The 12,340-nt window shown below is 37.2% G+C and carries 10 protein-coding genes, 2 rRNA genes and 1 other annotated feature; all 12 genes read right to left on the reverse strand.

The window, feature by feature from the left end:
• Positions 1–216 precede the first annotated feature (216 nt).
• Positions 217–463: a binding site (T-box leader), on the reverse strand.
• Between the two features lie 48 nt (positions 464–511).
• Positions 512–1,969, reverse strand: a complete 1,458-nt coding sequence (gltX, locus tag C564_RS0125865) for a glutamate--tRNA ligase (protein WP_018767352.1) — start codon at positions 1,967–1,969, stop codon at positions 512–514.
• A gap of 89 nt (positions 1,970–2,058) precedes the next feature.
• A complete protein-coding gene (ispF, locus tag C564_RS0125870) occupies positions 2,059–2,535 on the reverse strand; it encodes a 2-C-methyl-D-erythritol 2,4-cyclodiphosphate synthase (protein ID WP_003205484.1) in 477 nt (158 codons plus the stop codon).
• A 109-nt stretch (positions 2,536–2,644) separates the two neighbouring features.
• Positions 2,645–3,325, reverse strand: coding sequence for a 2-C-methyl-D-erythritol 4-phosphate cytidylyltransferase (gene ispD, locus C564_RS0125875; RefSeq protein ID WP_003194309.1), 681 nt, complete (start codon positions 3,323–3,325; stop codon positions 2,645–2,647).
• A 16-nt stretch (positions 3,326–3,341) separates the two neighbouring features.
• Complete coding sequence (locus tag C564_RS0125880; RefSeq protein ID WP_003194307.1) at positions 3,342–4,460, reverse strand: PIN/TRAM domain-containing protein; 1,119 nt, start codon at positions 4,458–4,460, stop codon at positions 3,342–3,344.
• Between the two features lie 160 nt (positions 4,461–4,620).
• Positions 4,621–5,694, reverse strand: coding sequence for a DNA integrity scanning diadenylate cyclase DisA (gene disA / locus C564_RS0125885; RefSeq protein ID WP_003194305.1), 1,074 nt, complete (start codon positions 5,692–5,694; stop codon positions 4,621–4,623).
• Between the two features lie 3 nt (positions 5,695–5,697).
• Entirely contained in the window at positions 5,698–7,074 is a 1,377-nt protein-coding gene (gene radA / locus C564_RS0125890; RefSeq protein WP_003194303.1) for a DNA repair protein RadA, read from the reverse strand.
• A 94-nt stretch (positions 7,075–7,168) separates the two neighbouring features.
• Positions 7,169–9,604 carry an ATP-dependent protease ATP-binding subunit ClpC gene (clpC, locus tag C564_RS0125895; RefSeq protein WP_003194302.1) on the reverse strand — a complete coding sequence of 812 codons (2,436 nt, stop codon included), beginning with the start codon at positions 9,602–9,604 and terminating at the stop codon, positions 7,169–7,171.
• 22 nt (positions 9,605–9,626) lie between these two features.
• Positions 9,627–10,691 carry a protein arginine kinase gene (locus C564_RS0125900; protein WP_003194301.1) on the reverse strand — a complete coding sequence of 355 codons (1,065 nt, stop codon included), beginning with the start codon at positions 10,689–10,691 and terminating at the stop codon, positions 9,627–9,629.
• Between the two features lie 4 nt (positions 10,692–10,695).
• Positions 10,696–11,244 (reverse strand): UvrB/UvrC motif-containing protein, encoded by a 549-nt coding sequence (locus tag C564_RS0125905; RefSeq protein ID WP_003194299.1) that lies wholly within the window; start codon positions 11,242–11,244, stop codon positions 10,696–10,698.
• 148 nt (positions 11,245–11,392) lie between these two features.
• Entirely contained in the window at positions 11,393–11,854 is a 462-nt protein-coding gene (locus tag C564_RS0125910) for a CtsR family transcriptional regulator (RefSeq protein ID WP_003194296.1), read from the reverse strand.
• A gap of 227 nt (positions 11,855–12,081) precedes the next feature.
• Positions 12,082–12,197, reverse strand: a 5S ribosomal RNA gene (rrf, locus tag C564_RS0125915).
• 50 nt (positions 12,198–12,247) lie between these two features.
• Positions 12,248–12,340, reverse strand: a 23S ribosomal RNA gene (locus tag C564_RS0125920); the annotation flags it as partial.

The following is a 12,340-nucleotide window of genomic DNA, read 5'->3' on the forward strand; positions in this document are numbered from 1 at the left end:
ATCATTCAGTGAAAGAAAAGAAGTTAGATTGGAGATGAATTACCCGTAAAGGCCCAATTGGTGAAGGCTAATAATTAGTGAGGAATGAAGCCCCACTGATTAAAGGTTCACTTTATCGCTAACTTCCTTGTTTGTTACCTAGTCTTTATCCATCTGTACAAAAACTTATATCCATACCTATTTACATGGTATAAAAAAAGACGCCTCTGTCATATTGACAGAGGCGCCTTATAAGCGCGGTTCCACTCTGTTTAGGCTCAAATAAAGCCTCAAACTCATCCATGATAACGGTTTATACCGCTTCTGCTTACTTTGCGTCCTTATGACGTCCCGAAACTCTTCGTTGTTCAGCAGAAGACTCGAAGGGGCATTTCAAAAATCCACTTATAAACCACTTCCAGCCAAAAGGTGGTTCTCTCTGTAAAAAGCCTGATTTTCTACTTCTCCTTCTCGTCGCTTTTCCTTATTAGGTTTTTAAGTATTCTTATTATATTTCTAAATTCGTCAAATGTTAACCAATTACTTTACGAATACGATTTAAAACTTTTTCTTTTCCAAGAAGTGCAATTGCGTTTGGAAGTTCTGGGCCATGTGTTTGACCCGTAGTTGCAACACGAATTGGCATAAATAAATTTTTGCCTTTATGACCTGTTTCTTTTTGAACAGCTTTAATTGCCTTCTTGATTGCTGCTGGTTCTACTTCATCTAAAGCTTCTAATCCTGCTGCAAATGCACGAAGTACTTCAGGTACTTGTTCACCTTTTAATACTTCTTGTCCTTCTTCTTCATAGTCTACATGATCTTTGAAGAACATTTCAGAAAGCTCTACAATTTCAGCTCCAAAGCTCATTTGTTCATGGTATAAAGCAATTACACCACGAACCCAAACCTGTTCTTGTTCGCTTAAGTTTTCACTTACACGACCAGCTTTCACTAAATGCGGTAAGCTTAATGCAACAACAGCATCTAGGTCTTGCTTTTTCATATATTGATTGTTCATCCATTTTAGTTTTTGAGAATCGAATAATGCAGGTGATTTTGATAAACGTGCCGCATCAAACATTTCAATAAACTCATCTTTAGAGAAGATTTCTTCCTCCCCTACTGGTGACCAACCAAGTAATGCGATAAAGTTAAAAATCGCTTCTGGAAGATATCCAAGCGCTTGATATTGTTCAATAAATTGAATAATAGATTCATCACGTTTACTTAATTTTTTACGGCTCTCATTTACGATTAATGTCATATGACCGAATTGTGGGATATCCCATCCAAATGCTTCATAAATCATCATTTGTTTCGGTGTGTTAGAGATATGGTCATCGCCACGAAGAACATGTGTGATTTCCATTAAATGATCATCTACCGCTACTGCAAAATTATAAGTTGGAATACCATCTTTTTTCACAATAACGAAATCACCAAAGTCATTTGAATGGAAAGCAACTTCATCTTTTACGACATCCTTAAACGTGTAGTCGCGGTCAGCCGGTACACGGAAACGAATACTTGGAATGCGGCCTTCTGCTTCAAATTGCTTGATTTGTTCTTCTGTTAAATCACGGTGATTACCTGCATAACGAGGTGTTTCACCACGAGCAATTTGTCCTTCACGCTCTGCTTCTAATTCCTCTTCTGTCATGTAACATTTATAAGCTAAACCACGTTCTAGCAAATCTTCATATAACTTTTTATAAATATCTAAACGTTCTGTTTGACGATATGGTCCATATTCACCACCAACATCAACACCTTCATCCCAGTCCATACCGAGCCATTTCAAGTATTTTAATTGGCTTTCTTCACCACCAGCAACATTACGTTTTACATCAGTATCTTCAATACGAATAATAAACTTGCCATCTTGATGACGAGCAAATAAATAATTAAATAATGCCGTACGCGCATTTCCGATATGTAAGTGTCCTGTTGGACTTGGCGCATAGCGTACTCTCACTTGCTTTTCCATAATTGGTACACCTTCCATTCTTAATGTCAACACATTCTATAATTGTACACCAAAAAAATCTGATTATCCATCTTACGAATCAAAAACAACTATTTTTTCTGTAATAATACAACTGCTTGAGAAGCAATCCCTTCTTCTCTTCCTGTAAATCCTAATTTTTCAGTTGTTGTTGCCTTCACATTAATATTGCCTATAGAAGTTTCTAATAACTCACTAATACGCTTACGCATATTTTCAATATGTGGTGCCATTTTCGGCTTCTGCGCAATAATTGTACAATCTAAATTACCTAACTCATACCCTTGTTCACGCACAAACTCCCAAACTTTTTGCAATAACACCGCTGAATCTGCATCCTTAAAGGCAGGATCTGTATCTGGAAAATGTTTTCCGATGTCACCTGCAGCAATTGCTCCTAAACATGCATCAGCAATTGTATGTAAAAGTACATCTGCATCTGAGTGACCTAACAAACCTTTTTCATGCGGAATCGTAATTCCACCGATAATTAACGGTCTACCTTCTGCAAATTCATGTACATCAAAACCTTGTCCAATTCGAAACATTTTACATCCTCCTCAAGCTAAACTACTGAACGTTATGATTCTATATTATATCTATGCACCTATAAAGAAAAGCCCGGCAGTAACCGGGCTTTTCTTTATATTCTTTCTACTACCCCTTCTGAACACGCAAGAAACTTTCAGCAATTAATAAATCTTCTGGCGTTGTCACTTTAATATTGTAATAACTACCCTCTACTACGCCCACTTCCTTACCAATACGTTCTACAAGACTTGCATCATCTGTACCAAGGAAACATCCCTGTTTTGCACTTTGATGCGCTTCTAGTAAAAGTGGAACAGAAAATCCTTGAGGTGTTTGTACGGCTCTCAACTGAGAACGTTCAACTGTTTCAACAACTGTATTTTGTTCTACCCGTTTTACTGTGTCCTTTACAGGTACCGCGCAAATCGAAGCACCTTTCTGCTTCGCTGCAATCAATACATCACGGGTCATTTTATTCGTTACAAACGGACGTGCTCCATCATGTACGAGAACATACTCGGTTTGTTTCACATATTGAAGTGCATTATATACACTATCTTGTCTTTCAGCCCCACCTTGGATAAACTTCACACTCTTTTGAATCGGATATCTCTGTATTAACCCTTCAAAATAGGAACGTTCTTCTTCATTAATTGCCATAATAATATTTTTACATGCTTCATCTTTTTCAAAAACACGTAATGTATGCACAATAATAGGCACTTCATTAATAAGCAAAAATAATTTATTTTTACCAGCACCCATTCGCTTTCCTCGGCCCGCGGCCGGAATAATTAATGTATACATGCTAATAATCCTCTACTTATAATGCTTTTTCTAGTAATTTTCGCTTTGCAAAAATCATACGACCAGCAGATGTTTGTAGTACACTTGTAACGAGTACATCAAGTTGTGAACCAACATATTCTCGACCATCTTCTACTACAATCATCGTACCATCATCTAAATAAGCAACACCTTGATTTTGCTCTTTTCCATCTTTGACAACATAAACGCTTAGTTCTTCACCGGGAAGTACAACTGGCTTAATTGCATTTGCTAAATCATTAATGTTTAGAACTGTTACTCCTTGTAGTTCAGAAACTTTATTTAAGTTAAAATCATTTGTGACAACAGTACCACCAGTTACTTTCGCTAATTTCACAAGCTTGCTGTCCACTTCTTGAATATCTTCGAAATCGCCTTCATAAATCTCTACTGGAATTGGCATCTCTTTTTGAATACGGTTTAAAATATCTAATCCTCTACGTCCTCGATTACGCTTTAATGCATCCGAAGAATCAGCAATATGTTGCAACTCCTCTAATACAAACTGAGGAATGACAATCGTTCCTTCTAGGAATTTCGTTTGACAAATATCAGCAATACGTCCATCAATAATTACACTAGTATCAAGAATTTTCCAATGCGAAAAAGATTCCTCTACTCCTGTTTCCGTTTCAGCCTCTTCATTATCACTATTGTTATTTTTCTTCTTGCCACCGCGTTGTGGTAGTGTAAATAATCCTAACAATTCATTTCTCTTTTTAAATCCTACCTGGAATCCTAAGTAACCAAGTAGAAGTGTAAAGAAGATTTGCAATACAGTACTAATGACTGGAATTGTAAATTCACGAATTGGTATCAAAATTAAATACGCAACAATAAGACCTGAGATTAATCCTAGCGTGCCAAATAAAACATCTGTTACAGGCGCCTTTACAAGAGCTTCCTCAATATGTTTAATAAGCTGAACAATATAATCTACGAGCCAAAATGTTGTTAAAAATAAAATAATTGCACCAATAATTGCACGAACATATGAGCCCTCCAGTAACGGGATTGCACCCATGTCCAATACATTAATAACTTTCGGGATTAAATAAATCCCTAACGCTCCTCCGATTACTAAAACGAAGAGCTGTACGATCCGTTTTAACATCCAACCACCTCCTACTCATTATTAACCATTGTTTTGCTAATCAAAACGCCGAATGCAAAAGCGGACGTGTCTTTTTATAAATTGGTTTATTTACCAATATATCATATCATATACCAAAAATGTGCTAGTGTCGTTATATTATGAAATCAATGTAATATTCTTAATTGTGTCTACTCATATATAAATGCTCTTGGATTCGTTTTAAACCTTCTCGTATTTTTTTCGCCCGAACTTCTCCAATTCCTTCTACATCATCTAACTCATTAATACTTGCACGACAAACGCCTTGCAATGTTTTAAATCGATTGATCAAATTTTCAATAATAAGAGGTGGTACCCGAGAAATTTTACTTGTAATCCTATATCCTCTCGGTGTAACACTTTCCTCTAAACTCATTTGCCCTGGGTAACCAAGCAATTTCACTAAATCACTATCTTCTAAAAGCTGTGCATTTGCAAGTTCCTGTAATTTTTTTAAAATTTGATAGTGATCCTGCGTCTTTTCTTGATAGTAGTCTTTAATTAATAATGCTGCCTCTGCTTCCAAATCAGCCAACAGCTCAGTAAGCTGTAAACGAATAAGTCTACCTTCTGTTCCTAATTCATGAATATAACTTAGAATTTCATTCTTAATACGGAGTACCATCTCGACACTATGTAGGACGTGGACCACTTCAGACATCGTAACAACTTCCTCAAATTCTAGAATACCCAAGTTCGTAATACCATCATTCCATACTGCTTTATATTTTTCTAAAGTTTGAATAGCCTGATTTGCCTTTGTTAAAATAACGCCTATGTCTTTTAGTGTATAACGTAAACCTCCCTGATATAGCGTAATTACGTTACGTCTTTGTGAAATAGCAACAACAAGACTTCCTGTTTGCTTCGCCACACGTTCTGCTGTGCGATGACGCATTCCTGTTTCAATGGAATCAATAGATGACTCGGGAACTAACTGTGCATTTGCAATTAAAATTTTACTTCCCGTCTCATTTAAAATAAGAGCTCCATCCATTTTTGCTAGTTCGTATAAACTAGCGGGAGAGAATGCACAATTAATGTGAAATCCTCCATCAACAATGCTTTTAATTTGATCATTATACCCAAGGACAATTAAGCCACCTGTTTGCGCACGAAGTACATTATCTATGCCTTCTCGCAAAGGTGTCCCTGGTGCAACAAGCTGCAAAATATTAATCATACTTTTGACACGTTGCTTGTTTTCTTCCATAGCCTAGCCTCCTAATGTCAAACGAAGCGCCTCTCCTAAATTAGAAACACCAACTACTTCAATCCCCTCAGGAATTGTCCAACCCCCTAAATTTTTTTGCGGGATGATGGCACGCTGAAATCCTAATTTAGCCGCTTCTTGTACTCGTTGTTCAATTCTCGATACCCTTCTTACTTCTCCAGTTAACCCAACTTCTCCTATTACCGCATCGGTCGGGGCAGTTGACTTATCTCGAAAACTCGATGCAATACTTAAAGCCACTGCCAAATCAATTGCTGGTTCATCCAATCTCAATCCTCCAGCAACCTTTAAATACGCATCTTGATTTTGCAATAATAAACCTGCTCTTTTTTCTAGCACTGCCATAATAAGTGATACACGATTATGATCAATCCCTGTAGCCATTCTTCGTGGATTTCCAAAACTAGTAGGAGAAATTAATGCCTGTATTTCTACTAAAACAGGCCTTGTCCCTTCCATAGAAGCAACAACTGTAGAGCCAGCAACTCCAACAGGTCTTTCCTCTAGAAAAATTTCAGAAGGATTTAATACTTCTGCAAGACCGAGTTCCTTCATTTCAAAAATACCCATCTCATTTGTAGAACCAAAGCGATTTTTAACCGCTCGCAAAATACGATATGTATGATGACGGTCTCCTTCAAAATAAAGAACCGCATCCACCATATGTTCTAACATACGCGGTCCTGCAATTGCCCCTTCTTTCGTTACATGTCCTACGATAAAAATTGGAATTCCTTTCGTTTTTGCAAGTTTCATCAGTTCCGCTGTACATTCACGTACTTGTGAAACACTACCTGGTGCTGAGGTTACTTCTGGCAAATAAATAGTTTGAATGGAATCAATGACAACAAAGGAAGGGTTCATTTCATCGATATGTGCCGCAATTCGCTGTAAATCTGTTTCCGAAACAACAAATAAGTTGCTTCCATTTACATGTAGACGATCTGCACGAAGTTTAATTTGTTTTGCTGATTCTTCACCAGATATATACAATACATCATACGAAGAATCTGCTAATTGCGATGATATTTGTAGTAGTAAGGTTGATTTTCCAATTCCAGGATCTCCTCCAATAAGTACGAGGGAACCGTCAACAATTCCTCCACCGAGTACACGATTAAATTCTTGAAATTTTGTTTCAATCCGTGCCTCTGACTTTGTTTCTACTTCTGTAAGACGCCTTGGCTTTGTTACTTCCGTTTGAATCGCATTTGCATAGTTGATGCGACGCGATGATACAACTTGTTCCATCTCTTCGACAAGCGTATTCCATTGCCCACATCCAGGGCACTTACCCATATATTTTGGTGACTGATAACCACATTCTTGACATATAAATTTCGTTTTCTTTTTAGCCATCTTGTTTTTACTTCACTTCACTTTCATCTATAAACATACATCCTTCTCGTACAAGAAAGAGGGCTATTATTTAGCCCTCCTTGTTTGTCTATACTTATTTTACCTTTTCTGCACTGCGAATGACAAATGATTCCCCTTCGGCGTCAAAGACAACTTTTTGACCTTTCTCAATTGCTCCTTTTAGAAGTTCTTCTGACAATCGATCTTCCACATGTTTTTGGATTGCTCGACGAAGTGGACGAGCACCATACTCACGATCGAATCCTTTATCAGCAATCGATTCAATTGCTGTACTTGTTAACTCTAATTCAATCTCTTGTTCTTTTAACCGATTTACTAATTGATTAACCATAAGCGTTACAATTTCTTGAATATGTTTTTTCTCAAGCATATGGAAAACAATGATTTCATCAATACGGTTTAAGAACTCTGGACGAAATGCTTTTTTCAATTCATCCATTACTTTACCCTTCATATCTGAATAATCACGACTCTCATCTTGTACGTTAAAACCGAGATGTTTATTACGTTTTAATGCTTCGGCACCAACGTTAGATGTCATAATAACAATTGTATTTCGGAAATCAACTGTACGCCCTTTAGAGTCTGTTAAACGCCCATCTTCTAGCACTTGCAGTAAAATGTTAAATACATCTGGATGTGCCTTCTCTACTTCATCTAGCAGCACGACAGAATATGGTTTGCGACGAACTTTTTCTGTTAATTGGCCGCCTTCTTCATATCCCACATATCCTGGGGGAGACCCCACTAAGCGAGAAGTAGAATGTTTCTCCATATACTCAGACATATCAATACGAATCATTGCATCTTCATCACCAAACATAGATTCTGCTAATGCACGCGCAAGCTCCGTTTTACCTACACCAGTCGGTCCTAAGAAAATAAATGAACCAATTGGGCGTTTCGGATCTTTTAAACCCGCTCTTGCGCGGCGCACTGCTTTCGCTACTGCGACAACAGCTTCATCTTGGCCAATTACACGGTCATGTAAAATGGATTCTAGATTCAATAATTTATTTGTCTCTGTTTGTGCAAGTTTAGAAACCGGAATACGCGTCCACGTAGAAACAACATTTGCAATGTCTTCTACTGTTACTTCTGAATTTTCTTTTCCTTGCTGCTCTTTCCACTGACGTTTTGTATCCTCTAATTTTTCACGTAAACGTTGTTCCATATCTCGTAAAGAAGCTGCCTTTTCAAATTCTTGGCTCTGTACGGCTGCATCCTTTTCTTTTCGAATTTCTTCAAGTTTCACTTCAAGTTCTTTTAAATCTGGTGGTGTTGTATAAGAACGTAAGCGTACTTTTGAAGCTGCTTCATCGATTAAGTCAATTGCTTTATCAGGTAAGAAACGATCTGTAATATAACGATCCGAAAGTTTTACAGCTGCTTCAATTGCATCATCTGTAATGGAAACGCGGTGATGCGCCTCGTAACGATCGCGTAACCCTCTTAAAATTTGAATCGATTCTTCTAAGCTTGGCTCGTCAACATGAATTGGTTGGAAACGTCTTTCTAGTGCTGCATCTTTTTCAATGTATTTACGATACTCATCTAATGTTGTCGCCCCAATACATTGCAATTCACCACGTGCTAATGATGGTTTCAAAATATTGGATGCGTCAATTGCACCTTCTGCACCACCTGCACCAATTAATGTATGAAGTTCATCAATAAATAGAATGATATTACCAGCTTGGCGAATTTCATCCATCACTTTCTTTAAACGATCCTCAAACTCACCACGGTATTTCGTGCCAGCAACAACTGTACCCATATCTAACGTCATAACACGCTTATCGCGTAATGTTTCTGGAACTTCATTATTTACAATTTGCTGTGCTAGACCTTCAGCAATTGCTGTTTTACCTACCCCAGGTTCTCCAATTAATACTGGGTTATTCTTAGTTCTACGGCTCAATACTTCAATAACACGTTGAATCTCTTTACTACGGCCAATAACAGGATCTAAGCGTCCTTCACGTGCAACAACTGTCAAATCTCGCGCTAAACTATCAAGCGTTGGTGTATTTGCATTTGCTGATGCACCACCTTGATGGCCTGATGTAGCTTCATTGCTTCCAAGGAGCTGCAATACTTGTTGTCTTGCTTTGTTTAAACTTACGCCTAAGTTATTTAAAACACGCGCTGCAACACCTTCACCTTCACGGATCAACCCTAGTAAAATATGTTCCGTTCCAACATAAGAATGACCTAGCTTACGTGCCTCATCCATTGATAACTCAATTACTTTTTTGGCACGCGGTGTATAATGAACAGTTTGAGACATCTCTGTTCCACGACCAATTAATGCCTCTACCTCTTTTTGTACCTTCTCTGGACTTAACCCAAGAGCAATTAACGCTTTAGCTGCAATTCCTTCCCCTTCGCGTACAAGCCCAAGTAAAATATGTTCTGTACCAATATTATTATGCCCAATGCGAATTGCTTCTTCTTGAGATAAAGCTAATACTTTCTGTGCTCTTTCTGTAAATCTTCCAAACATCATAGAAATCGCCTCCTACTTGCGCTCAATTTTGTTCAATTCGTAGTCTTTCACGGATTAATGTCGCCCTTCGATAATCCCTTTCTTCTGGGCTTAAAGGACCTCCAGCGTATTGCTGTAAAATTCCTGGCTGAGTTAGTACCATTAACTCTGTTAAAATATTTCTTGATATATTTTTTATATAATCAAGATCAATACCTAACCGCATATCTGACAGACAAGTAGCAGCTTCTGCCGATTGAATTAATCGACTATTAGCCAGTACACCGTAAGAACGATATACTCGGTCTTCCAGTTCAATACTTGAATTTTTCATAATTAGTTCTCGAGCTACTCTCTCTTGTTGTATAAGCTGATGAACAACACTCTCTAAATCTGCTATAATATCTTCTTCTGATTTTCCTAATGTCATTTGATTAGAAACTTGAAATATATTACCTAAGGCTTCGCTACCTTCACCGTATATTCCTCTTACGACTAAACCTAATTGTTGAATTGCTTGTATAATACGATTTATCCGTTTCGTCAAAACAAGTGCTGGTAAATGCATCATTACAGAAGCTCGTAACCCCGTACCAACATTTGTGGGGCAACTGGTAATATAGCCAAGCGATTCATCAAAAGCATATTCAACTGCTTTTTCAATCCATGTATCCATTTTGTTTGCGCTTTGCAGTGCTTCTGATAATTGCAGCCCTGAGAATAAACATTGAATTCGCACATGATCTTCTTCATTAAGCATCACACTTATATGTTCACTTTCTGATAGTAGACAAGTACCAAATTCCGTTCCAGCAAGATTAGGACTAATTAAATGTTTTTCTACTAAAACTCTTCGCTGAAGCGGTTTTAGTTCATTCATTTTTAATAGTTCAAAATTCCCGAGGGATTTCACTTTCTGATTTACAAACTTCTTTTGAAATAAATTAGTAATCTGCTTAGCTTCTTCATCAGTTTGTATAATAGGGAAATGATAATCTTTTAAATTACGAGCCAAACGAATACGACTACTTAAAACAATATCAGAATCGGGGCCATCTCCCCTCATCCACGGACTAATTGCTTCATTCATAATACGATCCAGTGACATAGAACTATTCCCCTCCTCTATGCTCACTAAGCTGATTTTCAATACTTCGGATTTGATCACGCGTTTGAGCTGCTTTTTCAAATTCTTCTTTCTGTACACATTGCTTTAATTTTAATTTTAGTTCATCTAATTCTTTCTTTAGATGAATATTTCCTCCCATACGCTCGGGAATTTTTCCACAATGATGTGTATGACCACCATGAAGCCGCTTCAACATTGGCTTTAGTTGTTCCTTAAATGTCTCATAACAAGAAGCACATCCAAAGCGACCTACTTTTGCAAATTGTTTATATGTCATATTACAAGTTGAACATCGTAATACTCTTGCATCTGAAAAACTATCCTCTTGGTTTTCAAACATTGATGGTTCTCCATGTAGCAATCCAGCTAGTAAGTCATGGAAGGAAAAACTAGATTGTGGTGATTGAAAGAAAGACGTATAGCCATTTTGCTCTGCACATTGCTCACAAAGATGAACTTCCGTCTTTTGTCCGTTTATTACTTTTGTATAATGTAGTGCTGCTGGTCTTATATTACAATTTTGACAAGTCATCTTATATCCCCACCTTTACAATAGGAACGATCTACCTCATGATACTTTTTATACACCACTAGATTATTTTGTTCATTTAATCTTGTCTGTAAAAAGTCCCACTATAAAATGAATTACCGCTAAAAACATTTCTTAACAAAAGCTGTATTTATTTATATTTCAGTGTCCTTAACATTGCGCATAATATTCGAGCCCTAAGTTCATCTCTAGAAGGTAAATCCATTAATAATACAGATCGATCTAATACGCTCAGCATAAGTTTTGCTTCCCGATTGGTCACAATATCTTCTTCCACTAATCGTATAATGATACTTTCCGCATTCCCTTGCGCAATACTATGCTCGATCATATGAAGCATTTGATCAATAATGTCTATATCGTCATGCAATTTGACTTTGATAATGCGAATGTAACCTCCTCCGCCTCGTTTACTTTCAACTACAAATCCTCTTTCTAACGTAAAGCGAGTATTGATTACATAATTAATTTGAGACGGAACACAATCAAATCGATCCGCAATCTCATTTCTCTTAATCTCAATCACATTATTATTGCTTAAGTCAATAACTTGCTTTAGAAATTGCTCAATGATATCAGATATATTTCTCATTTATCCGCCACCTTTATTGACTTTGACTATCTTTGACTTTAATTATATACGTATTAAAGAAATTTGCAACTCTTTTGCTTCCTCACTATCCTAGCCAAAATTTCTTTTCTTTAATCACTACGTTTATATTTTATACAACAGAATTAACTTCTCATTTTTATTTGTACATATTAATACCAAATAAAAATATACAAAAAAGCACGAGTCAATTGACTCGTGCTTTAATTGCTTGGCGACGTCCTACTCTCACAGGGACAAGGTCCCAACTACCATCGGCGCTAGAGAGCTTAACTTCCGTGTTCGGTATGGGAACGGGTGTGACCTCTCTGCCATCATCACCAAACTATTGAAGGTATATTCCTTCAAAACTAGATAACATTTGCTTCATATTATATGGTTAAGTCCTCGATCTATTAGTATTCGTCAGCTCCACATGTCACCATGCTTCCACCTCGAACCTATCAACCTGATCATCTTTCAGGGATC

Source organism: Bacillus sp. 105MF (genome assembly GCF_000374885.1).
Taxonomy (GTDB): Bacteria; Bacillota; Bacilli; order Bacillales; family Bacillaceae_G; genus Bacillus_A; species Bacillus_A pseudomycoides.

Excerpts from the sequence above, each read along its gene's own strand:
- gltX (WP_018767352.1), bottom strand. The coding sequence starts at position 1,969 with ATGGAAAAGCAAGTGAGAGTACGCTATGCGCCAAGTCCAACAGGACAC.
- ispF (WP_003205484.1), bottom strand. The coding sequence starts at position 2,535 with ATGTTTCGAATTGGACAAGGTTTTGATGTACATGAATTTGCAGAAGGT.
- ispD (WP_003194309.1), bottom strand. The coding sequence starts at position 3,325 with ATGTATACATTAATTATTCCGGCCGCGGGCCGAGGAAAGCGAATGGGT.
- C564_RS0125880 (WP_003194307.1), bottom strand. The coding sequence starts at position 4,460 with ATGTTAAAACGGATCGTACAGCTCTTCGTTTTAGTAATCGGAGGAGCG.
- disA (WP_003194305.1), bottom strand. The coding sequence starts at position 5,694 with ATGGAAGAAAACAAGCAACGTGTCAAAAGTATGATTAATATTTTGCAG.
- radA (WP_003194303.1), bottom strand. The coding sequence starts at position 7,074 with ATGGCTAAAAAGAAAACGAAATTTATATGTCAAGAATGTGGTTATCAG.
- clpC (WP_003194302.1), bottom strand. The coding sequence starts at position 9,604 with ATGATGTTTGGAAGATTTACAGAAAGAGCACAGAAAGTATTAGCTTTA.
- C564_RS0125900 (WP_003194301.1), bottom strand. The coding sequence starts at position 10,691 with ATGTCACTGGATCGTATTATGAATGAAGCAATTAGTCCGTGGATGAGG.
- C564_RS0125905 (WP_003194299.1), bottom strand. The coding sequence starts at position 11,244 with ATGACTTGTCAAAATTGTAATATAAGACCAGCAGCACTACATTATACA.
- C564_RS0125910 (WP_003194296.1), bottom strand. The coding sequence starts at position 11,854 with ATGAGAAATATATCTGATATCATTGAGCAATTTCTAAAGCAAGTTATT.